This window comes from Streptomyces sp. H27-H1, assembly GCF_026627445.1.
GTDB lineage: Bacteria > Actinomycetota > Actinomycetes > Streptomycetales > Streptomycetaceae > Streptomyces.
The window spans coordinates 1-22,986 of the sequence record NZ_JAPNLJ010000027.1; the positions used below are offsets into that span (position 1 = coordinate 1).

The following is a 22,986-nucleotide window of genomic DNA, read 5'->3' on the forward strand; positions in this document are numbered from 1 at the left end:
CGGGCCACACGAACATCGCGGCCAGCCTCCGCGAGATGTCCTACGACTGTTTCCGACGACCCCTCGAACTCCTCGGCCTCTCCTGACCAGCAACGATCCAAGACCAAAAGACTTTGCAACAGCCCTGCCCCGGGAGGCGAGTCCGCGATGCAGTGAGCGAGGTACTCAGCCTCCTCTGGAAAACGATGGTGCCCTCCGCACTGGACCTGACGGCCTGCCAGCCACCGGTCCCGCGTACGGAGGGCATGTTCGTGGTGGCTGGGGCGATCCGGCCACCGGGGGTGTGGCTGAAGGTGACTATTCAGTGATGCTCATCAGAAGGGGAGAGGATCTCATCATGGCTGTCGTCGGCACCTGCACGTACGACTCGCGAGCGGCTCAACCTCAACACCACGCTTTCCTGCGAGATCCTCTACGTCGTCGAAGCAGACGAGCGATCCCGTAGCCGCAGTCCCGAGACCCCCAGGCCGCGTCTGACCTGGGCAAACACTTGTACCGCGAGGCTCCTTCCTGCGTCAGGTGTACCCCGTGGAAGCGCCGACGTGGCACGACGTTTTGTCTGGTCAGCCCTCGCTTCCCGTCGATGTACCACGAGGACCACGTCCTTTTGACTGTTTACATAGGCGACGCATTCGGGAGTGATCGGGGCGGCTCCAGCCTCAGCTCACCAGTCTGCTGCCTGACGTCGGCTCCATCTTCTTTTGTGGTGTCGGCAACGCCGAGATCAGGGCCTTCTGCACGGTCTCGTAGCCGACGCCATACTTCCGCACGAGCGCCCGCAACGACATGCCACCCCTGGCGTCACGACGGATCGCGGTGTACAGATCGACCTTGGACTTCAGCAGCACCCGGGCCCCTCGTCGTGCAGAGCACAACCATGCTCCCGAAGCAAGCATCGAGGTGTTCGCCGCGATGCGCGTGATGGTCCGGGCGTTGTCCTCGAACGGATGTGCCTGCATGCCCGCCGCTTGGGCGGCCGCAACGTTGACTGCGACATCGTCGATGAACAGACAGGTTTCCGGCCGCACGTCCAAACTGGTGTAGGCGGCCTCGAAGGCCCGCAGGTCAGGCTTCTCGATGCCGATGTGCCCGCCACTCCGTACGTCACCCGCCTCCTTGCAGGTGCCGTGATCGGCCACCTGCCGGTCGCAATGGCCTCGCCGGCGATCCTGATCGTGGCCCGGGCCGACGGCGGAACACTGAGCCTGGCCGGAGCCCCGCCGCCGTGCATGGTCTCGCGGCTGCAATCGGCCAACCCCTGTGGGGACGCCTGCTGGACCGGCGCGGCCACTACCTCGCCATCGGTCTGACCGCCCTGACCTCCGCCGCCGCCTTTACCGGTCTCGCCTTCCACCAACCGGTCCAGCACCCCGACCTCGCCGCGGCCATCGCCGCCGTCGCCGGCGTGTGCACCCCGCCGCTGGAGGCCGCGCTGCGCGTTCTGGGGCCGCACGTCGTGCGCAGCCCTCACCAACGGCGAGCCGCGCTCTCGCTCGATGCCTGCGCCCGGGAACTCGTGTTCATCGGCGGTCCGCTACTCGTCCTGGCCCCGCACACGCTGACCGGCACGACCGTCGTGCCCATCGCCACAGCGGCGATCGTGCTCGCCGGGTGCGCGCTGTTCCTCACCGCACCGCCGGCCGCCCCGCACGTGGAAGCCGTCCTGCACCCGCACGCACTGGCTCGGCCCGATCCGTACCCCTGGTCTGCGCGCCCTGGCGGCAGCCCTGTTCGGGGCGGGCATCACCCTGGGAGCACCCAACGTCGTCGCCCTCGCCGCCGCCGAACGTCACCACGCCGAGTACCTCTCGACGATGACGCCCGCGGCGCTCGCCGTCGGCAGCCTGATCGGCGGCCTCCTCTACGGACGCCGCACCTGGCCCTGCACGCCGACGCGTCAACTCCGCACGCTCGGTTGCGGCTTTGCGGTCGGTTCCCTGCCGACGCTTGCCGACCCCGACCCCGACCCCGACCCTGCCCTGGCCATCACGGCCGCCGTACTGCCCGGCCTCTTCCTCGCGCCGCTGCCGGTGACGGCCTTCCACACGCTGGACTTCCTCGGCCCCCGCCTACTCTCGCTGAGGCGTCGGCCTGGCTCATCGCCTCTCTGGGCCTGGGACAGGCCGGTGGGATCGCACTCGCGGTGCTCGTACCGGCGGCCACTGCTCACGCGGCAGCCGCAGGTGTTGCCGCCGGCGGGGCCGCAGCCGGGTCCGTCGTGCTGCCGCCACTTCACCCCTGCTGCCGACCGCCCTCCGGTGGCGGCTGCTCAGCCGAGCCGCCGACCAGACCATGAGAGAAGTAAGTCGGCCTCCCCCGCATAAGGGTTGGGGCGGAGTACGGCGAACATGAATCCCGGGTGCACTCGAACGTGCGCTGAATCCAGTCGACTTGACAGGATCGTTACGTGTAGAGATATCGTACGATCTCTCATCGAGTGGGCTAGATGGTCAACATCTTTGGTTGACCTGGCCATACTGTTCAGTTCCGCAACGGGGGGTAAGGCCAGCACATGCGGTGGAAAGCTCGCCGCGTCGGCAAGGGGTGTGCGGTCAGCCGCCGTGGCGTACGCAGAGTGGCCGGGAACATCGTTGAGGAAACCAAGCGCCGGGCGCAGCCGTTTGACAACATCTTCCCCCCGCGCAGTGTCCGCGGATCACGACCAGTCCACCGCATTGCCACCCGGGCGTTCACGGGCGCCGTCATCGTGATGGCCTTCGTGTCCACCGTCGCGTTCGAGGTTGTCGCCGAAGTTCCGTACTTCATGCAACCGCACGCCGGCGTCTTGGGTCTGTAGATAGGCATGGGCCTGTTCTGTCTCTGCACCGCTGCCGTCGCGGTCTGCGCGGCGCAGCGGCGCGGCGCGGTCAAGCAGACACCCCGGCGGGCGGTGAAGCCCGGCAGGGTGGTGATGGCCGTGGCGATGGTGCTGGACGTCGTCTACGACGTGCTGCACATGGTCACCACACGTCGTCACGCTGGGCAGCGAGGCGGGGGTTCACTGCACACGCGGAAAGTCTGACGACTACTGGCTCGGCCTGCCCAACGCATGCCTGAGCGCGGGGCGGGTGGAGACCCGAAAGCAAGCGGGGCAGGGGCGAGGGGGGACGGGGCGATGAGGTGGGCTGCTCGACGGAGAACCGACCGGAGCGGGGAGAGTGGCGGGTTGCGTGCAGAACCAGGCGGTAGAGCGCCGACGCACCTCGCAAGAGCGGTCGTGCGGTGGCGCGGGGACCCTTCGCGACGCGCCCTCTTGAAGGAATGCGAGAAGCTGCTTGCCGATCTGCCTGTGCCCACTCCCTTCAGTGTCGAGGCGCTGGTCCGGGACATGGAGCATGCACTGAAGCGTCAGATTCGGCTGGTGCCTTTTGACGACCCGGATGGAGGGCTGGGCACAGCCTGCGGCCTTCGAGTCAGGACGCCGGAGTTCACGGTCGTGCTCTACCGGCGCCGATCCAGCCGGAACCAGACCGAGCACATCATCCTTCATGAGCTGGCGCACGAGTGGCTGGACCACGGGAGCACCCTGACCGATGAAGAGGTCGAGCGATACGTCCCTGAGCACATCCGGGAGGAAGTCCTTCGTCGATTCCCCTCGGCTCTGGTCCAAGGCCGCGTGAACTACGACAGCCCGGAGGAGCAGCAGGCCGAGTTGTCGGCGTCCCTGATCAAGCGGTTGGCCCGCCGTCAGCCGTTAGCCGGCGACGACATGGTCAGCCTCTTGGAGTCCTCGCTCTCCCACCCGGTTGCTCCGCCGCGGCGTGGCTCCAAGAACGAATAACGGACGGCATGCTCGACTTCTTCAGGTATCTGACCGCGGCAGTGATGACCCTCATAGCCGTCTGGCGATTCCCCGCCGTCCGGTACGGTGACGCCCACCGCCGAGCCCTCTGGGGCGGCTACGCCGGATTCTCCGTGGCCTTGTGGCTCTACACACCAGCAGCGCTGCACGCCGTGGACCGCATCCCCGTGATCGACCTGAACGCTCTCCTCAGACACTTCGCCAGCACCGCCGCCATCATCGCGTCCTTGACGTACGTTGCGACCAGCTACGGCAAGAGCCCCGATGCCGTAGTGCCCCGACACGTCAGGGTGTCGCGCTGGATCGCCCGTGCCTCCTACCCGGTGGGCGCAATCGGCGTGACCCTGCTCACCATTCTCTTTTTCACCGTTGTGGACCGCCACCGGCAAAGTGAAGATTTTCTCCGCGATCATGCAGGCGAATGGGGCGCCGCTGTGTATATGAGCGTCTTCTACTTCTTCCCGCTCGTCACAACCGCCGTCTGCGGCTACCAGTGGTCGCGGGGGGCGCGAGAAGCCGAGACGACCAGTATGCGAATCGGTCTCAGGCTCATGGGAATCTCGATGTGGATGGGGCTCCTCCATACGACGGCCCGAATCGTCATCGTGTGGACGGCGGTATTTTTCCCGCTGAGCCGTTCCACAGTGGAGATACTCATTGATCTCACGGCGATGTGGATGAACCTGCTCTTCCTGATCGTGGCTGTAGGCGCGAGCATCCCCACCACCAGCGTCGTTGCTGCTCGCTGGAAGACATGGAAGACCCTCTACCGGCTTCACCCGCTCTGGTTCGACCTGGTGAAGGCTTTCCCCGGAACGAGTCTCTACCCGCCCGGGTCGCGCCTGGCCGAGCTGATCCACATGCGGGTCCCCAGTGATGTCCGCCTGGACCGATGGACCCAGGACGTCGCCGATGCCTGCGAGAAGCTCCGGTACTACGCCCCGGAGACGCTTCTGTGGGCTGCTGAGGAGACAGCCGCGTCGCACCCCGACCCCGAGCCGGGCGCCGAGGCGTACTGGATTGCCGCGGCGCTCCGTGCCGCTGCCTCCACAAAGGCCAGCCAGTACGCGACAGGCCCGCTCCAGGAGAAACCTTTCGTCGACACGAACAGTGAGGCGGCTTGGCTCGTGCGAGTGAGCAAGGCTTACGCGGCCATCACCCCGGGCGAAGCTCAAGAGCTTCTGCAGCAGTCTGCGGAGCTTAGTCTTGAACCGGACACGTAAAATGGTGCAGCTCGAAGATGCTATTCGAGTTGCAGGTGCTGTTCCTTGCGGCTGAAGAAGTCGACTCAATTGGGAGGTCGCGTGAAATAGGAAATAGACCCCAGGTGCTATTGCCGCCCTTCGGATTCGGGCGGGGCCGCCAGTTGCGCAAAGAGGTGGCTGGTACCGTGGGCCAGACAGTGGGTGGCATCGTATTCCGCCCTGTAAATACCGCCGACCCTGGAAAGCGCAGCGCAGGCGCTGTCGCCGCCACGCGTATGTCAGGGCCGGAACGCTGTCCAGTACGGGCGGCGCCCAGATTCTCAGCACTGGAGTTCCTGCATGTCTCAGCACACCGGCCTCGTCCTCGACTTCGGAGGCGTGCTCACCACACCGCTCCTGCCCGTGGTGCTCGCCTTCGAGCAGCGTGAAGGGCTTCCCCAGGGTGCATGCATCTCGGCCCTGTACCAGGATGAAGAGGGCGTCCGGATCACCAGCGACCTCGAGCGTGGAGCGGTCAGCCAGACCGAGTGGAACGAGATGGCCGGGAAGAAGCTGGGCGTCTCTCCCGACAACTTGATGGGCAGGATCTTCGGAGGCCTGTGTCCGGAGCCGCTGCTGATCAACGCGGCCGCCGCGGCGCGGCGAGCGGGGATCAAGGTGGGCATCCTGTCCAACTCGGTGGGCCTCGCGCCCTGGGACCTCTACGACGGCTACGACCTCGACAAGCTGTACGACGTCGTGGTGATCTCCGAGCACCACCAGCTGCGCAAGCCCGACCCCGAGCTCTTCGAGATCACGCTCAAGCTCATGGAGATGCCTGCCGAGCAGTGCGTCTTCGTGGACGACACCGAGGCGTACGTCCAGGCGGCGGAGCAGCTCGGTTTCGCGGGGGTGCACAACAAGGACCCCAAGCAGACGGTGGCCGACCTGTCGAACCTGCTGGGCGTGGACCTCACCGCCGCGCCGTAGCCCCCCGGGCAGGCGCCTGGTCCAGCCGTCCCCGGCCGTTGGCCACCTCGCAGTGGGGTGGCCAACGGCCGGGAGTCTGCGTGTTGTCGGTGCGGCTCGGGACCCTGGTCGTACGCGTCAGAACTGTGGGACCACATCTGGTACGCGGAAGGTGCCGCTCCGCCCCCGGGCGAAGCCCGGCCGTCGGCTACCTCGACACGCCGCATGGGGCGTGCCCCAAGCTGCAGCTCAGCCGAGAAGGGCGTCAGGCTGGGGGCGGGAAGCGGCCGGCTCTGCCATGGCCAGGGGCGGACGGCTCGGCGGCGCTGCCAAGGCGTGGCGCCGGCGTCACTGCTCGCTCTGCTCGCCCGGCAGCTTGTTCTTCAGCTCTCCGACGACTTCGTTGATCTTGGCCATCATGCCGGCCGACAGCCCCGCCTGGTTGCCGCGGGCGGCGAGGCCGAGGATCTGGCCTTGGTGAATCGACCCGAGGAAGCGGATGGCTTCGAGGAATTCACCGGCCGCAGGGCTCAACTCGGCGTCGTCCTGGAAGAGGGCGATGTCGACCTGGAGAGCATGAGCCAGGCCGGCACGTACCGCATCCGAGGCAGTCGTCGGGGCGCCCGAACGAAGCGCGGCGATACCATCGGCAGTCATGTGCGTCGTGCCGCTGTGCTCGTTGACGGCCTGCGCGATCTGCTCGTTGGACGGAGACGTTTGGCCTACGTACCCGTGCTCCAGAAGATAGTTGATCTTCTCGCCGACCGTGCGAGGTGCAGACGGACGAGCTTCCCTCAGCGGCCGCACCCTGCGGAGTCCGAACGAGACATCCTGCGCGGTCAGTAGCTCTTCCGTCGTCACCCCGTAGGCGCGCGAGAGAGGTCCCACGTAGGCATCCTGGAGTCGACGCCTGCCAGACTCCGCGTTGCTCAGCGGCACGCGACTGGCGTTGATGGCCTCGGAGGCCTGCGCCACGCTGAGGCCGGCGTCGCAGCGGAGCAACTGCAGGTCCACGGCGCCGTCGTAGGGGAAGAGGACGTCAAGGTCCTGACCAAGTGCCGACGCGATCCCTGGGAGTTTCTCCCCCTTGGGGAACTCCTCGCCGCTTTCCCATCGCGCCACAGTCGGGCCGCGGACACCTACTTTCGCGCCCAACTCCTTCTGGCTGAGCTCCTTACCCCGTCTGACAGCCCGCACTCGGCTGCCGTCGAATTGACGTGGCACATGAACTCCTGCGACTTGGCGGTCTGGACCTCGGGTGGCGACGAGAGAACCCTAACGGCAATCGGGTTGATCGATCCATGCATCTACCGTACGTTTCTGTATCGCGCCTGATGGTGGGGGCTCTGCTCGCGCGTCGATCCTATGCCCTGGTTAGTCCATCGCTGAACTACTCGCCCTGTTCAAGGCGGGTCCACCGGACCCGGTCATGCAACGGTCCAGGAACCTGGAAGGATCCCACCGATGATCCAGTCCCACCCAGAGGTGTTCAACTCTGGCGAGTTCAAAGGCTTCAACGAAGCCCGGCGAATCATGTGGTGCTATGAGGCTCGTGCCCGCGTGTGCGAGCGGTTCGAGGAGACGAGCTTCATCGACGATACGAACGTTGCAGCGGTCCACGTCGACAACACCACCAGGGCCGACCGCGTGTTCCTCGTGGCATTCGACGAGGCCGGCCAGCAGGTCGGCGTTGACACGCTCTACATCGACGGACCGAATCAACACCTCGACGTCGCCTCCGAGTTCGACCACGACTTCACTGGGATGGACGTCGTGCCGGACTCGGAGCTTGACCAGGCCATCTCTCGCGAGAACGGCTGGGTCGTCAACCTGAAGGTACTGCGCGAGTACGAGCCCTTGGTCGATCGCCGGGCCACGCAGCGTGCGGTGTTCTTGATGCATCTGCAGGACATGATGAAGACCGGTGATGCCCGCGGATTCCTGTTTGGCCGGGGTGAGTCCGATGAGACTGATGCGGCGTGAGGGACAATGATCTTGTACATCGGACGACCCTGCTGACCAGGCTGTCGGCGGGGTCGCCTGATGTCTGACGCTGTTGCGGCGTCGCATTCTCGCAACGAGGGGGATCAGTGCAGCTGATCCGGGTGTCGAACCCTGGCCGACTGCAGGCGTGCCGTGGACCGGCTCGCGCCGGTCTCGGGTGACGCCTGGCGGTGAGCTCCACGAGGTCGGGCAGTTCCTCTTCGACGCAGTCGCCTTCTAGGAGCGGAACCCGTGAGCGAACCGCTGAGCAGAACGGCATCCTGCCATGGACGACGAGATCGAGAAGCTGCGCCGGCTGCGCACGCGAATGACGGACCTGCAGGCCGCCGGTCAGCAGAGTTCTCCGCCTGAGGAGACGGCGCCCTGACGGCCTCGTGGCGTCAGGGCGTCGATTCATGCTCGGTACGTGACGGTGTTGCCCTGTCGCGTCGTCACAGCGGCGGGATGAGCAGCGAGGCCCCGCGTAGATGAGATCCGGATTCTGGACCTTGCTCATCTCGACCGGAATGCCGATCGGAACCCCCGTCGTCCCCGAGATCGCGGCGAGCGTATCGCCCGGCTCGATGGTCGCCCTCGTTTGTGCCGTCGGCTTCGACGTCGTCCCTACTGGCCCCTGAACCGTAGCCGCTATCCCTGCCGACCGAGGTGGAGGGCGGCCTGTCCTTTCCGGCCCCGCTGCCTGCGTCCGCACCTGTGGTCGTGGCCGCTCGGGCCCTGGTTCAGACTGCCCCGGCGACCGTCGGTGCTCCGCGCCGGCCTTCGCGTCCATCGAGGACCTCTACGCGCAGCTGGCCGTGAAGGCCAGCGCGAGCTCCGGCGCTTCAGCGTCCGCTGTCGACATCACCGAGGGCATGCCCGGCATCCCGTACTCGCAGGCCATCATCGAGCAGACCCTGTCCGGTGCACGTCATCAGCTCCGGGATCCCGGCGACTTCAACCACGACATGTCCCGCTGAGAGTTCTCGGTTCTCGCCTCGCTCTACGGCCGGGTGTCGCTCCATGCCTGTTCCTGCTGCTTCTGCTCCTGCTCCTGGTACATCTGGCAGGTGACGGGTGCTGCGGAGGAGCCGAGTGCAGGTGGGGGACAGCGCTGATCGCGCGGAGCGCGATCGGGTGGCGATGTGCAGCAGGACTCCATTGAGGCTGGTGCGACGCCCGTTCCCATGGGCGAATCCGGTATTGGCACGTCCGGCTTCGTCGAGGCCCTGGCCTACTTCATGGGCACGCAGGCATTCACGCTGCCGTGCAACCAGCTCGCCGACCGCCCTGGACGACCGTGACCGAGTGGTGGCCCTGTGGCGCTCGCTCGGCATTGTCTGCACGCAGGTCGTCGAGGGGAACTTCTGACGTCGTGACTGTCCATCAATCGGGGGCCCGTGCTCCAGCCCTGCACCGTACGGGACTGGAGCGCGGGCTCCTCCTTCTCTTGCCCGGCCCGCCTCTCGGAGATGGAGTGAGCCATCATTTGACACCCGTATCGACTCGGCGATAACCCTCGTATGCGAGTCGACAAGAAGTTGATCTCGACTGACTATACTGAAGGCATGACTCGTAACGACAACGCTCGCGACAAGAGTACTTCCGGTGCCGAGCTCCCGAAGTTCTCTGTCAATGTCGTCCCTACAGGCCAGCTCGGGCACGAGGAACTCGCCACGATTCTGAACCTCTACCGCCAGGGCCAGATCACGCCGCTGATCTTCGGAGACGGCAACAAGCCCGAGGCCGCGATCATCCCCTTTGCCGCGTTCGTGCGCCTCATGAAATACGACCACGCGGCCCATGTCCACGCTGAGGCTGATTTCCAGGCCGAGCTCTCCGATCGCATCCAGGAGTCCGACGCCTCCGGCGAGGCGGGCATGACCATCGAAGAGCTGGCCGAGAGCCTCGGCCCGCTCGGTCACCAGTGGGCGGATGACCATCGTGCTGCCCAGCGGAAGAAGACCCATGAGTGAGCGTCGGCCTGCCATCCGCTTCCTTCCGACCGCCGGTCTCAAGCGGGACCTCCAGACTCTCCACGACGCTGCGATGAAGCGACCTCATGGAGCGGAGGGCCGGCTCCTGCGCGTGGCTCTCAACCAGCTGAGCCGGATCCAGCAAGGCGCGCCGGGCACGCACCCGCTGGGGTACTTGCCCAGTTATCCCGACCTCTCCGATTGCGAGAGCACATACGTCGGCGCGGATCCGAATGCAAAGCCCTCGCACCGGATCGTCTGGCGGGAGCACGCGCCCCAGCGCCCGGGCGAGCCCGTCACCCGCGAGGTCATCGCCCTGGGTGAACGCGCGAACGGGCAGGCCTACTACATGGCCGGTCAGCGTCTGGGCCGCCCTGTGGGCTTCACTCTCGCCGAGCTGGCCGCGCAGCGCGAGCCGATTGCGAGTCCCTCGCGACCCGGACGGCGCTTGATCGGCAGTTTCGACACGCCCTCCAAGAACGAGCCTGACCTCCAGTTCGAGTGACCTGTACGTGGCCGTGGCCGGCGTGCTCATCGTCCCGGTCAGTGCGCTCGTGCTGATCTTCGTCATCGCCGACGGCTGAGCCTCGCGGCCGAACTTGTCTCATCCATAAAAGAAAATCCCCGTGATGCCTGCAGGCATCACGGGGATTTTCCTTTCTGTCGGCTCCTCGCTGTCTACGGCGCGGGCCGCAGCTCGCGACCTTCAATGACGTTTTCGAACTTGTCGGCATCCCTGATCGCCCCGTAGGTATCGCGTGAGGCGTCGTCCCCGTTGCCCCCCAGTCGGCGGTTGAAGCTGCTCGATGCGGAGAACTTGAGAACCACGTAGTCATCGACGTTGTCCTTGCCGAAGCGCGTCTTGTGACCTTTATGGTCCTGCCGGTAGAAGCGGCCGAAGCTCTTGAGCACGACCGCCTCTCCGCAGCTGACCGCGCCAGTGAGTTCACCAAGCAACGACTCGTACACCTTGTTCACCACTCGGACGGGCAGCTTGCTGCGAGTCGCGACCCGCGAGATGAATTCGCGCTTACTGACACGCGGTGTCTTCGTCGTTTCCATGTCTATACCCTGCCCTATCGTTGTTCATTGCGCGGTTCCACCGAGAAACCAGTCTATCGGATATGGGCATGAGTGGAAAAGGGGAGTTGGGTGTATCGAGTGTAGTCGCCATGCTTATCTTTGCTCATTTGACTAGATTTCCAGATCTGGCTCGATCCCCTCCCGGTCGTCCTCGGGCTCAGGGCCGACCGACTCGATGATGGTCCGCGTGTTCGGATCGCGGCGCCGGTTCACGACCTTGTCGTGAGACTCTCCGAACTCCATCATCGAACTCAGTGCCGACATCGCGCCCTGCTTGATCGCGTTGACGTTCGGCCTGTTCTGCGCCCGCTGCTGCTCCCATCGACTCCGATCCTCCGGTGTGACGTAGCCGAACATCCGCGCGAAGCGCGATCCGAACCTGACCTGCTGTCCCTCGTTCTGTTCCTGGTCCATGCCCCTGCTCCTACTCCTTGTTCGTGTTCCCGGATCGCGCTCAGGTGGGCTGGTAGTCCTCGGAGTCGGCCCCAGCGTTCGGGCCGTTGTCCTGCGCGCCGGCCTCCTGCTCGGCCGACGGACCCGTGGGGCGCGACCGCGCCTTGAGCCGCTGCTCCTCGAAGAAGGCCCCGGGGTCGTCGACCGCAGTCTGCAGTGCTTGCTGCCAGTTCTCTCCGAGGCTCCGCTTCAGCTGAGGCTCAAGATCCGGGTACTTCTCGTTCACTGCCTCCATCGCGTCGACGTAGGCGTTGGAGTAGACCCGCTGCTGCTCCTCGGGTGGCAGACCGTCGATGTTCATGCTCGCGATCATCACCTCGGACTGGTCCAGGCGGCGCTGGAGCATGCCGGGCAGCCCGCTGGTGTCCAGACCCTGCTTCTGCGCCGCGAAGCCGACCAGGTAGCCCAGCATGTTGCCCCCGTAGGCCTCTTGGTCACCGCGGCCCAGCGCGTTGAGAAGCGAGGTCTTCATCGTCTCGGCGAGCTGAACCTGGTGGGCGTCCGCGTCCATAGGCCGGCGCAGTGTGAACATCCCGTCCTCGGGCAGACGCTGGCCCAGCTGGTCGTCGAACTCCCCGCTCCACACTGTGTGGACCCGGTCGGAGCCCGCGATCTGCTGCTCGTGTGCAGGGGCCTTGACGATCCGTCCGTGGGCCACGCCGTTGAACATCGTGCGCAGCTCGGGCTCGTACTCCATTCGCTCACCGATGATCTTTCGGGCGCGCTGGACGACCTCCCGGCGCTCCAGGCCGTCTTCGCTCATCTGCTCGTGCAGCCGCTTGCGCAGCGCCCGGTAGCTATCGCGGATCAGGCCAACGTCCGCGCCCGGCTCACGCATCTTCCAGAAGGCGCTCTCCATGAGTGCGACCTCGGTCATGGCTGCCGAGTCCGGAGTGAACATCTCCCGGTGGCCGCGCTCACGATGCTGCATGGCGTCGAAGCGCTTGCGCCACTTCTTCGTCAGGTGGTCACGCGGATCCGTGCTGCCGATCAGGCGCTCGCGCCGGGCGTCGCTCGGAAGGTCCTTGAAGATCCTCTGCCGGTGCGTGATGCCGCTCTCGGCAAAGGCCACCATGCCACGGCCCCTCGTGTCGATGCGCTCCTGGATCTTGTCCTTGAGGGGTTGGAGGTAGCTGTCCATCTCCCTCTTGAAATCCGGGGCGAGCATCCGCATCGTCATCACCATGCCGACCGCCTGGATGATCGAATGGGCATTCACTCCGCGCGAGAGCGGCTTGAGACACGACTGCATCATCTTCTGCATGTAGACGTGGTGCATGACGCCGAGTTCCTGGGTCCGCTCCTCGTCGTCGAAGCCGGGCACCAACAGCTTCGAGTCCCGCAGCGAGGCCATGTACTTCTCGCCGGCCAGCCGCGTCTCCGCCCTGAGTTTGAGTAGCTGCTCGCGCTGATCCAGGCCCTCGCTCTCGTCCTCGGCTCGGTCGACGTCGATCCCGTGCACGCGCTCACGGTCGGCCATCCGCTTCCGGGTCTTCTCACCGAAGAACTCGCGGGCACGGTCCCGGAGCCGCTCACGCCAGGCGCGCGCACCGTCTGCGTCCTGCGACCCCGGATCGTCGATCACCTCGGCGTCGATGGGCTCGTCCGAGCGCGAGGCCCGGTTGGCATAGGTGTTGCCTCGCGGCTCACCGGTCCGAAGCCGATCGACGCCAACCGGAAGCACCTTGATCGCGCGCCGACGGCCCGTGGCCCCTGTTCCCAGTTCCTTGCGCTGTGCCATCTCAGTACCCCATCCCGTAGTCGCCGCCGTTGGCCTCCGGCTGATCGATCTCGATGCTCGGCGTGTAGACCCGGCGCGCCGGGCCCACGCCAACGGCATGCGCGGAGCGGCGATTCGAGCCGCGGGTGCGGGACGCCTGTGCGTCTTGCGAGATCACGTCGCGCTTGACCACCGAGTCATCGACAGCGACTACGGTGTTGTCCGGGCCGTGCGTCTTGGTGGTGCCCGGCTGAGCGAGCTGCCAGGACGCCTGCATCCGAGCCTTCCGAGTCCCCGAGGACGCGAACTGCTCGTTCTTCCTGCCGTCGTAGACGCTCTCGCGGTTCTTGGCCGCCTCGACCAGATCGGTGAACGCGCCGCCGTAGGCCATCCGGTCCATCACGGTGCCCCGCAGCGACACGTCTTCTTCCAAGTTGAGGATGAGCCCGGTCGCCGGGTCCTTCAGCGCACTGGCCACGCGGGCCACATACTCCGGGTTGACCGTGACTCCGAAGCCCTCCTTGGACTCGTAGAACTCGACGAACTGCTTCTTCCACTCCTCCTCGGTAGCCTGGGCGGGCTCACCGTCGACGAATGGCGTGTGCCACTGGCCCGGGCCGGCCTGTTCGATTCTTCGCCCCCTCCAGAGATCGCGGCCGGGGCCCTGGAGCATCGCGTACTTGTGCCGGGCCTCGGCGGCGTCGTGCTTGGCCTGCAGGATCGACTGGGTCACCGGGTAGGTGACCTCCAGGACGGCCTTGAGGTCTTTGCCGCGCAGCGCGCGCACGGCGCGCTGGCTGAACGAGCCGCCCAGGCCGGTGCCGTGTGACTTGATCGCCGTGGCGAACATCGAGGCTTCCTGGTCGGTCTGCGTGATGCCGGGCACGCCCTGCGCATCGCCCAGGTTCCGGGCGTAGTCGGTGAGCTTTTGCTCGTTCCCCTTGGCGCCGGTCTCGACACAGACCTCGCGCACGCTCTGCAGGTGCGCCTCGCGATCCGAGAACGTCAGTGCCGTACCGAACTCGCCACGCTGCGCCCGGCGGTACAGCCCGCTCAGCTCCTGCGTCACGACCTGCTGGGCGGGCTTGATGTCCTCCGGCGAACCCGAACCCGTGAGTGCCTGCAGCCGGAGCCGGTTCGCCTGGCTCCGCGAACCCTCCAACTCCGCGGCCAATCCGGCGTCCTTGGACAGTGCGACCTGGGTGTCCAGCGACACCTGCATGGCCAGCGGGTGTGAACCATCGCCCTTGACCACTCCGGTGTCCAACAGGTTGGCCGGCACCGAGAGCTTCGCCAGGGCCTCAGCCTTGGCTGCCTCGCTGTGCAGCTTCACCACGGCGACGGCGTCACCGTCGAAGTCGCCATCGAAGCAAGCGTCCATCACCGGGTTGATCGCGGCGCCAGTGAGTCGGTCGTCGATCGCGACCCGCAGGTAGCGCACGCCGGCGTCACGGAGCACCGGGTCACGCCACACCAGCGCGTGGTCGCCCTCGGCAAGCCCCAGCTGCTCGGCCTTGACCGAGCTGAGCGCAACCTCGTCGACGTTCAGCCGTGGGTCCGCGGTCCACACCATCGTCGCCGAGTAGGTGAGCCGTGAGGCCATCAGCCCGGTCTTGAAGATGTTGCTCTTGCCCGTGAGCACTCGGTTCTGGACGTCGGTCGTGATCGTTTCGAAGGCGCGCTGAGCGTGCGAGGCCTTTTCGTTCATGGCGCTGCGTACCTCGGCGCGCTTCTCGGCGGACAGACCCTGGCCGTCCAGCTGCTCGGCCCAGTGGCGATAGCGGCAAGCCTCCACGAAGATGTCCTGGTAGGCGCGGGTGTAGTCGTGCCTGACGGAGGACCCGTCCTCGAACTCCTGACCACTGCGCAGATGCGAGGACATCACCGGCAGCTTCCACGAGCCCGCGCCCACCGCCTCGGTCTGCTCACCAGTCGGATACGTGAGCGGGAACGGGATCTCCATGACGCCGCCGCGGTCGCCGATGAGGTCGCCGAAGGACCTGCGCATCGCCATGGTATTCAGTCCCGGGAGCTGGCTCCCCTTGCGCGGCTGCGTGCGCAGCAAGTCGGGCATCGGGATGAACCGACGCTCGGGACGCTCGGTGAGCGCCTCAGCCTGGCCGATCACGCGCAGCGTGCCGTCAGCGTCCATGTCCAGGCCGGATACCAGGAGGTACTCGCGCAGGCTCGACTCGGCCCCGCTGTTGTGGCCGTAGAACTCGCGCATGATCGCCGGGCAGTCCTGAGACTGCAGCGCCCAGGCCAGCTGAGAGGAAGCCTTACGGCCCTTGCCGGCACGCACCTGCTCGTCGTCGTAGATCTTCGTCTTCTCGTCGACAGCCATATGGGTGACCACGAAGCGCATCTCGCCCAGGGCGCTCGGCCGCAGTTCTCCGTCGGGCGAGCGCAGATCGGAGACGTTCCCGCTCATCAGCTCGCGCGCCGAGCCCGCGTTGCGCCGGGAGATGAGACTGAACGGACTCATCACCACGTCCAGATCCGGGTTGGCCCGGAACCAGTTGACCTCTTCGACGACGGTCTGCTGCCGCGCGTCGTGCATAGGCATGTCCCGGTCGACGATCAGCGAGATCACGCCCTTGTTGCCGTGCAGATCCGAGATCTTGTCGCCCACGACGAGAGCGCGCTCCTGACCGCCGGCCCCGCGGATGCGGTGGCGCCCGGCGAAGTCCTTCGAGACCACGATCGGGTCATCAGCCGTCCAGCCGCCGAAGGTCATCAGCGCCGTCTTCGCCGGCGCGGTGACCTCGGAGGACTGCATGATCGTCGAGGCCGTCATCTGCTGACGGTCGAACGGGTCGTACCGCAGCGTCTCGAGCTCGGGGAGGGCCATGAGCGGCGCACGCTGTCCGGCCACGCTCTTGTCGCCCGGCACGATCCGACCATCGTTGTCGACCTGGGCCTGAGTGGTCAGGTACCGCACGATGCCCTGGTTGGTCGCGCCTCCGGTCATCACCGGGTCGAAGTAGCCGCTGGGCGCGGCGACGTTGTTCCGGTCCTTGCCGGTGAGCACCGCCATGTTCCGCCCGCCGGTGAGCCGCCAGGCGTCGAAGCGGTTGTCATCAGCCGGGTCGGTTCGGTCCCGCTGGGACCTGTACTCGGCGTAGACCGTCGAGCCGGCCTTGATCTCGTTGGAGTAGCGCACACGGCGCGCCTCGGTCTGCAGGATCGCTGCCGTCCACTCCTCCAGGTGCGCCTTGATCTCGCCGGTGGACTCGTCCCGCTGGTACGTGGTGGCCCGCTCGATGAAGTCGATCGGGTGCTTGGTGCCATACAGCTGTGAGTAGACCGTGTTGAGCGAGGAGGGCTCGCCGGTCTCGCTCCGCCCGGTGATGAGGTCACCGGCGATCTGGTACTGGATGCGCTCGTGCATGAGCTGCTCGTAGCCGCGCAGGCGCGTGCGCTCCTCGACCGAGGTCGGAGCCTCGCCCGGAGTCTGGGCCGTGATCGTGGCCTCGTAGCCGGGCACGATGAGGGCGTTCTGCCCGCTGGCGAAGTCGGTGGTGATCTCGCCGTACCCGCCGACATCGAAGACCTGGCCTATCTCACCCGAGATCGGAGTTCCCTTGCCGCCACGGAGAAGCTTCGCGCCACTCCAGCGAATGACGCCGTGCTCGTCGACCAGGATCTCGGAGACCTTCGCCGCGTTGCGCTCGATGCTCTTACGCACGGTGACCCCGATACGCCGTATGAACGCAGATCCGTGGTCGGCGATCGGCACGGAACGCTCGGCGTCGAAGCGGACGAGCCGGTCCTTGAACCGGGTCGTCTGGAAGGTCGAGCCCATGATCTCGTCAGGGGAGATCTCGCAACGACGAAGCGCTGAGGCGAGGTTGTCGAGGTTCGACCACTGCCCGGTGGGGCTGGTCATGTATAGCGCCACCCGCTCCGGGTTGAAGCGCTGATCGACCCACTCGCCGTCGACGTCATGGGGTTGCGCCTCCCAGGTCCCGATGAGTTCGAAGGGAACGTCCTCAGCGTGCTGTCGGACCTTGTCCACGGCGGTGCCGCCGTAGACAAGGTTGCCCATCTCGGGCGCCTCCTCGGCCTGCAGCTCGCCGATCCCTTCCAGCCTTTCCTGGTACATCTCCTCAGTCGCACCCGGGCGCAGCAGTTCGCTGCGTGCGCCCGTGAGCACGTCCCAGTACGAGCGCTGGATCGCAGCGACCTGAGAGTCAGCCGAGTACTCCGGCGGTTCGATCGCATCCAGCCGTCCGCCGGTTCGCTCCAGCTCCGTCTCGGCACGAGCAATGAGATCCTCGACGCCAAGGGCTGCCCGCAGGCTCTCCCGAGCGCTCTCGACGGCGGTCTTCACATAAGCCTCGGCCGGCTCGGTGTCGAGGAAGAAGAGCGGCAGTGAGCGGTTCGTCGCGTCCCGGCGCAGCATCACCTTCGAGCCGGGCCGAGGGCGGGACTCACCGGGGGCCACGTAGTCGCCGACCACGAACATCGACTCACGGTCGACGTGGTAGCTGTCGGGCACATCCACCATGCGGTCACGGCCGCGCTCCTGGTGTGTCGCGCCGGTCTCGCCGGCTGCGTGCCCCGGCAGATCCGTACGCTCGACGCGATGTCCCTGGGCGAAGCGCAGTAGTTGGACAGCCTCCGTCGGCGAGGGGGAGTAGACCGCCACGCCGCCGGGAACCCGGTAGTTCGTCGAGTAGCGCAGCACGGTGCCGTTGTCGTACACCCGAGCTCCGGCGTACTGCTCCTGACGCGTGTCGGTGAGGCGGATCTCCATGCCGGTCCCAGCGATCTTCGCCTTGATCTGACCTGGCTCGCGGTCGCGCATCACCTCGTAGGACACGCCCTGGGCCTTCAGCTCTTCGAGCAGAGCGGCCGAGCGCGCCACGGCGCGCGGGGACATGAAGCGGTTGCGGTCGACGCGGTTCGTCTGCGGGTCCCGGCCGCCGTCGATGACCCACTCGCGCACCTGGTCGTACTCCCGCTGGCTCATCTTGTCCATCAGCGCGGTGAGTCCAGCGGCGTCGTCGTCCGTCATCGCGCGGCCTGCCTCGAACGGCCTGCCGTCGTCGCCGATGCGCCAGAGCACCATGTCTCCGCGCCGCGGATCGGCCAGGGTCTCCACCTCGCCGCCGGCCACGCGTCCGATCGTCTCGTCCGGCAGGTACACCAGCGCGGTCCCGGCGCGCTTCACGGTCGCGCGTTCGGACCAGTCGGGGTCATAGGGGCTGATCGGCAGCCCGGCCGACTTCGGGTCGACCTGGGCACCGACACCGGTGACGCGGGTGAACTCCCGCTGCGACTGCTGATAGCGCTCGTTCTGCGGGGAACGATCACCGAACTGCGGCTCGTAGCCGGACACTTTCTCCGCGAACGCCTGGTCGATGGCAGAGAGGCAGTCCGGGATGCCCAGCCGCGGGTCGGCCAGTGCGGTGCCCCGCCGGCCGAGGATCTCGTCGACTCGGGCGCGGATCGCCTTGGCCTGGGAGATCGGAACGACCTGTCCGGTCTGCGCCCGGGCCTGCTCGACTGCCTTGTAGTAGACGTACTCGTAGAAGTACCTGCGCAGTCCACGTGCCTTCTTCATGGTCAATCAACCCCCTGTGGACGCTTCGGTTTGCATAGAGCCTACATTGCCTATCGAAAGAGAGTTGGGGGCTATTTGAAAGGTCAGTGCCGAGGCCATCTCTCTCAGGTGAGAGATGGCCTCGGCACTGGTTCTGATCCTTGTCCGACCCCAAGCGGCCGTCAGCTACTTCGAGTTCATCTCGATGGCCATCGCCCTGTCGAACCGGCCGTCGGCCAGCACCTCCCAGCTCGGCAGCGAGGCCAGGTACTGGTAGAAGGCCGAGTAGACCCTCACCGTCGCCAGCGACTTCAGGTCCTCCTCGGTGACGTCCTCCTCCGCGAACACCCGCGAGTCCTTGTCGTTCACGTGGCCGTTGATCCGGCGGGCGGCATTGGCGTATGCGTCCGAGCGGATCTGGCTGATGTAGGTCTGAGACCCATCGGCGCTGCGCAGTTCGCCGTCGCCGCCGACCGAGAAGTGCTCGCGATCCTGTTCCAACTCGGTCTGCGCGGACTTGTAAGCCTCACCGATCTCGATGTCCAGGCTCTTGACCTTTGCCGAGCCGTCGGGATTGACCAGCATCTCCTTGCTGATCGTCCCCTCGGCGTAGAGCAGACGCCGCCGCTCGACGCTGAGCGCCTGACTCTCGGCGACTGCGACCCCGACCTCGACGTTCTCGATGAACTGGTCCTCGTCGAACATGCTCATCCCCTCGTACTCGTCGGGGTCGACGACCACCGGAGCGTTGGGGTCCTGGCGCTTGCCGACCGTGGTCATCGTCGTGATGACCTCCATGACCTCGTCGGCGTAGACATCCGGGTCCAGGCGCTCGATGTCGACCTCCTGGTAGCCGTAGATCTCCTTGTACTGCGCCTTCGCGTCCGCGGCCTTGACCGCCTGCCGCATGCGCTTGTCCAGCATCTTCACGAAGTCCGGCTGATTCATCCGCACGTCGAAGTCCATGGCACTGGACAGCGTGGGGATCGTCTGCAGCGAGTACGTGTGCCCCGGGTGCTTGATCGTGTTCCCCAGTAGCCGGAACGACATCGGCAGGATCGTCTGGTTGCGGTTCCAGATCGGCGCATCGCCGGCCCGGAAGACGATCGAGTTGCGCGGAGAGAGGAAGGCCATGTCGTTGTAGCTGATCAGCGGCTCTTCCTTGGTGCTCATCGTGTAGGAGACCCGGCCCTCGGTCTTGCCGCCGATGACCTTGTCGAGATCCTGGCTGATCTGCTTGCTGTCCCTGTACGACCGGTGAGTCTTGCCGCTCATCTTCTCCAGCGTCTCGATCATCGAGTCGTCCGTGGACTTCAAGAAGACGATGTTCGAGGTGTTGCCCTGCACGATCTTGTCGACGCTCTCGCCGTAGACGTCGCGCAGTTGCTGCAGGGTCTGCAGGATGAGCGTGAACTGCTGCTCCTGGCCCAGGCCGATGGAGAGCATCGTCGCGAAGCCGTCGATGCCCTTGCCCTCCGACTGCAGGTTGCCGAGCTCGTCGAGCATGAACCGCGTGCGGTAGAGCGGCTTCTGGTTCGACTTCGTCATGTACGCCTGGTCGGCGCTCACGTCGAACAGCTGCTTGACCAAGATCAGGATCAGTTTCGCGTACTTCATCAGGTGAGGCGGAGTCACTAGGAACAGCGCCTTCGGGGACTCCGAGTAGCGAGACAGCTTCTGCGTGACCGCCCGTGCCTGATACGAGACCTTCTCCGGGTTGCCGCCACCGGAGAAGTCGAGTCGCGTGTCCGGGTAGAGCGTGTCCCCGGCCTGGAAGGACAGGATCTTCCCGTCCCGAGTGCCACCCTCACGCACCGGCTTCAGCTCACGCAGCACGCCGTTCTTCACGATCTTCTTGCCCGTCACCGGCTCGACCACGTAGTGCCGGCCGTTGAGCGAGACCTGGTGGGTCTTCGTGAAGCTGAAGTAGAAGGTGCGCACCAGCATCTTCGTCTGTGGGTTGACCAGCTCCAGCTTGAGCCAGGCTTCGGCGTCAGGGAACTTGCCCTTGAAGTTGTACCGGGCCCAACCTTCGCGGCCGACGATCTCCTCGTGCTCGAAGTCCTCGCCGAGGCTCTTGGTGAACATGGGGTCCGCGTAGGCCGACCACACGGCCTGCTGGCCGACGAGGTGGTCGCGCTTGACGTAGTTCGGCGCGAAGCGCACGCCGAGGCGACGCGGGAAGCTCAGGCCGGCCAGGTCGGTGTTCTGCGACGGCTTGCCCGAGGTCAGCGTCGAGATCGTGGGGTCGGTGAAGAACGACATGGCGGTGATCGCGATGCCGTATACCGAGGCGAGCATCTTCTCCGCCCCGGCCATCGAGCGCAGCGCGTTGTGGGCGTTGCCCACCATCGTGCGCATGTTGTTGCGGGGCAGCTCTTCGCTCGCGTTGAAGTACAGGCTGAGCATGTCCTGATCGGCCTTGCCTTCCCACATGAAGGCCTGGGCCGCAGCCCTCTCCTGCTCCTCGGCCAGGGCGTCCCCGTTGTTCTCGAACTCGCCGGTCTTGACCCGCTTCTCCAGTTGGGCCTCAGGATTCTTGATCTTCTTCGAGCTCATCTGCACGAAGAGCTGGTAGCAGTTGTAGAGCGTGACCTTGCCCCAGAGGTCATCGAGCTTCTGCTCGAGCAGCGCCGGGTCCATGTTGAGCACGGCTGCGGCGCTGCGCAGCTCCCGTTCCTCCTCCAGGTAGAAGTCGATGAGTCCGTAGGCCGCGCGCTTGAAGGCGTTGTTGGCGGCGTTGGGCCAGACCGGGTCCTCGCCGCCGTCGAGCGGAAAGAAGATCCCGGCGATGTTCTCCACGTACAGTGCGCACTTGGTGAAGTTGCCTTCACGCGCTGCGTCGGCTGCCAGCCCCAGGGGGTTGTAGATGTCGGTCTTCATGGAGTTGATCAGGTTGAACTGCACCGGTTCGAACCCGCGTGTGACCAGGGGTACGTAGTTCTTCACCAACAGCTCGCCCTTGGGGTCGTTGATGACCATGTTCGAGGGCTTCTTCTCTCGCGACCACATGTCGATGACCGGCTCGATGTACGTCTGGCCCTTACCGGCTCGGGTAATGGCCAGAACCATCGTGTTCACCGGCGCGGTATCGACTACGTACGCCCCGGCGGGGCGCTGGACCTCGTACGCCGGGAACGTCCAGTCCTCCTTGATCAGGGCGGCGACGGTCTTGTACCTGTCCGATCCGAAGCCGAGTTTGTCCCGGTTCTTGCCGTCAGGGTTGTACGGGATGCGAGTGGTGTCGTACTTCTGCCGCAGGGTCTTGTCATCGGGGAGGCCGGAAGCCTCGAACAGCTCGTCGCCGAAGCCTTCGTCGATGATCGGCAGGGTCTGCGTCAGCGGACTGCCTTCGTCGTCGTCCATGACCTCGCCGGCGCAATAGTCGAGGTTCCCCTCCTCATCGATGACGTCCTTCTTGGCGCGCTGGGCGACCTCGACGGTGCCCAGACCCTTCTGCCTGAGCATCATGTGACTGAGCATCGAGCTGACCTGCACGCTCGAGTGAGCGCCGGCGTCGGGGAACCAGTCGTAGTTCTGCTGGATCTCTTCCGGCAGAGCGATGTGCTGGTCGTTCTGGTACTGGTTGATGTCGCTCGTGGTGTTCATCAGGTTCGCCGCGGCGACCCTCCGCGAGAACCACGTGCCGATGGCGAGGGCGACCATCAGACCCGAGCCGAGCGTGATGAAGAGCTTGAACCCCGAGACGTCGGCCAGCTGCTCTCCGACCGTCGTCGCGCTCTTCTCGGGCTCAGCCGGCCTGTCGGCGCTGAGCTCGTCGTCCTTCGCCGCGGTGTACCAGATGGGGACCGGAACAGCGTCAGCGCTGGAGTGGCACTTCGCCTTCACGTCTGGGTTGCCGTCCTTGGTCAGGGGCCGGTAACACTTCACGACCGAGCCGCCCGCACCCGTCGCGGTCTCCTGAACGTAATACGCACTCGGTTTGCCGCTGCCGCTGCCGGACACACCCGAGCCCATGGACACGCCCACCGAGAGCACCGCTGTGGCGATGAGCGAGTAGAGGCCCCAGGCAACGACCGTCACCAGCACTCCGGTGATCACCGCGACGACGATGCCCGGTCTGGTCGACCTCAGGGTCAGGAACTTGCTGCGGTCCAGTTGCTGGTTGTCGTAGACGTCTCGGTTCGTCAGCGTCTCGCCGGGCGTCCGCGCCGAGATCTTCTCCCAGCTGTTCGCCTTCGGCCGTGCCGCCTTCCGCCTGCTCGTGGCCATCGTGATTCCCTTACTCCCGAGCCTCGCTCATTTCACTG

The 22,986-nt window shown here is 65.8% G+C and carries 18 protein-coding genes and 1 pseudogene; 11 read left to right on the forward strand and 8 right to left on the reverse strand.

All coding sequences use genetic code 11. The annotated features are described in order from the left end of the window. Nucleotides 1-659: 659 nt before the first annotated feature. The gene (locus OTB20_RS42875; protein ID WP_420716488.1) at nt 660-1,139 is read right to left on the reverse strand and encodes an HAD-IA family hydrolase; all 480 of its coding nucleotides are present in this window, start codon (nt 1,137-1,139) and stop codon (nt 660-662) included. Between the two features lie 86 nt (nt 1,140-1,225). Between OTB20_RS42875 and OTB20_RS42880 the strand changes: the two genes are divergently transcribed. The 6 genes from OTB20_RS42880 (at nt 1,226) to OTB20_RS26110 (ending at nt 5,976) form a co-directional block, all read left to right on the forward strand. Next, entirely contained in the window at nt 1,226-2,296 is a 1,071-nt protein-coding gene (locus OTB20_RS42880; RefSeq protein WP_420716489.1) for an MFS transporter, read from the forward strand. 279 nt (nt 2,297-2,575) lie between these two features. Continuing rightward, nucleotides 2,576-2,797 carry a hypothetical protein gene (locus tag OTB20_RS26090; RefSeq protein WP_267821035.1) on the forward strand — a complete coding sequence of 74 codons (222 nt, stop codon included), beginning with the start codon at nt 2,576-2,578 and terminating at the stop codon, nt 2,795-2,797. Nucleotides 2,798-2,803: 6 nt separating this feature from the next. Further along, nucleotides 2,804-3,022 (forward strand): hypothetical protein, encoded by a 219-nt coding sequence (locus OTB20_RS26095; RefSeq protein WP_267821037.1) that lies wholly within the window; start codon nt 2,804-2,806, stop codon nt 3,020-3,022. Nucleotides 3,023-3,253: 231 nt separating this feature from the next. Continuing rightward, entirely contained in the window at nt 3,254-3,781 is a 528-nt protein-coding gene (locus tag OTB20_RS26100) for a hypothetical protein (RefSeq protein WP_267821039.1), read from the forward strand. A gap of 8 nt (nt 3,782-3,789) precedes the next feature. After that, a complete protein-coding gene (locus OTB20_RS26105; protein WP_267821041.1) occupies nt 3,790-5,025 on the forward strand; it encodes an MAB_1171c family putative transporter in 1,236 nt (411 codons plus the stop codon). A 321-nt stretch (nt 5,026-5,346) separates the two neighbouring features. After that, on the forward strand, nt 5,347-5,976 hold the full coding sequence (locus OTB20_RS26110; RefSeq protein ID WP_267821043.1) for an HAD-IA family hydrolase: 630 nt from the start codon (nt 5,347-5,349) through the stop codon (nt 5,974-5,976). 327 nt (nt 5,977-6,303) lie between these two features. Here the strand turns inward: OTB20_RS26110 and OTB20_RS26115 are convergent, their stop codons facing one another. Beyond that, nucleotides 6,304-6,969 carry a helix-turn-helix domain-containing protein gene (locus OTB20_RS26115; protein WP_267821163.1) on the reverse strand — a complete coding sequence of 222 codons (666 nt, stop codon included), beginning with the start codon at nt 6,967-6,969 and terminating at the stop codon, nt 6,304-6,306. 30 nt (nt 6,970-6,999) lie between these two features. Next, a pseudogene (locus OTB20_RS26120) lies at nt 7,000-7,179 on the reverse strand (helix-turn-helix domain-containing protein); the annotation flags it as partial. 240 nt (nt 7,180-7,419) lie between these two features. On the opposite strand from OTB20_RS26120, the gene OTB20_RS26125 reads away from it, so the two are divergent. From OTB20_RS26125 to OTB20_RS26145, 5 genes are all read left to right on the forward strand, one after another. Continuing rightward, a complete protein-coding gene (locus tag OTB20_RS26125; protein WP_267821045.1) occupies nt 7,420-7,938 on the forward strand; it encodes a hypothetical protein in 519 nt (172 codons plus the stop codon). A gap of 815 nt (nt 7,939-8,753) precedes the next feature. After that, nucleotides 8,754-8,915, forward strand: a complete 162-nt coding sequence (locus OTB20_RS26130) for a hypothetical protein (RefSeq protein ID WP_267821047.1) — start codon at nt 8,754-8,756, stop codon at nt 8,913-8,915. A gap of 165 nt (nt 8,916-9,080) precedes the next feature. Continuing rightward, nucleotides 9,081-9,239, forward strand: coding sequence for a hypothetical protein (locus OTB20_RS26135; protein ID WP_267821049.1), 159 nt, complete (start codon nt 9,081-9,083; stop codon nt 9,237-9,239). Nucleotides 9,240-9,503: 264 nt separating this feature from the next. Continuing rightward, entirely contained in the window at nt 9,504-9,911 is a 408-nt protein-coding gene (locus OTB20_RS26140) for a hypothetical protein (protein ID WP_267821051.1), read from the forward strand. 73 nt (nt 9,912-9,984) lie between these two features. Continuing rightward, nucleotides 9,985-10,416, forward strand: coding sequence for a hypothetical protein (locus OTB20_RS26145; RefSeq protein WP_267821053.1), 432 nt, complete (start codon nt 9,985-9,987; stop codon nt 10,414-10,416). 173 nt (nt 10,417-10,589) lie between these two features. Here the strand turns inward: OTB20_RS26145 and OTB20_RS26150 are convergent, their stop codons facing one another. From OTB20_RS26150 to OTB20_RS26170, 5 genes are all read right to left on the reverse strand, one after another. Further along, nucleotides 10,590-10,973 (reverse strand): HU family DNA-binding protein, encoded by a 384-nt coding sequence (locus tag OTB20_RS26150; protein WP_267821054.1) that lies wholly within the window; start codon nt 10,971-10,973, stop codon nt 10,590-10,592. 132 nt (nt 10,974-11,105) lie between these two features. Continuing rightward, complete coding sequence (locus OTB20_RS26155) at nt 11,106-11,408, reverse strand: hypothetical protein (RefSeq protein ID WP_267821056.1); 303 nt, start codon at nt 11,406-11,408, stop codon at nt 11,106-11,108. Nucleotides 11,409-11,448: 40 nt separating this feature from the next. Next, a complete protein-coding gene (locus tag OTB20_RS26160; RefSeq protein WP_267821057.1) occupies nt 11,449-13,188 on the reverse strand; it encodes a hypothetical protein in 1,740 nt (579 codons plus the stop codon). A 1-nt stretch (nt 13,189) separates the two neighbouring features. Next, nucleotides 13,190-18,736 (reverse strand): hypothetical protein, encoded by a 5,547-nt coding sequence (locus tag OTB20_RS26165; RefSeq protein WP_267821059.1) that lies wholly within the window; start codon nt 18,734-18,736, stop codon nt 13,190-13,192. Nucleotides 18,737-18,901: 165 nt separating this feature from the next. Continuing rightward, entirely contained in the window at nt 18,902-22,948 is a 4,047-nt protein-coding gene (locus OTB20_RS26170; RefSeq protein WP_267821061.1) for a type IV secretory system conjugative DNA transfer family protein, read from the reverse strand. Nucleotides 22,949-22,986: the final 38 nt, after the last annotated feature.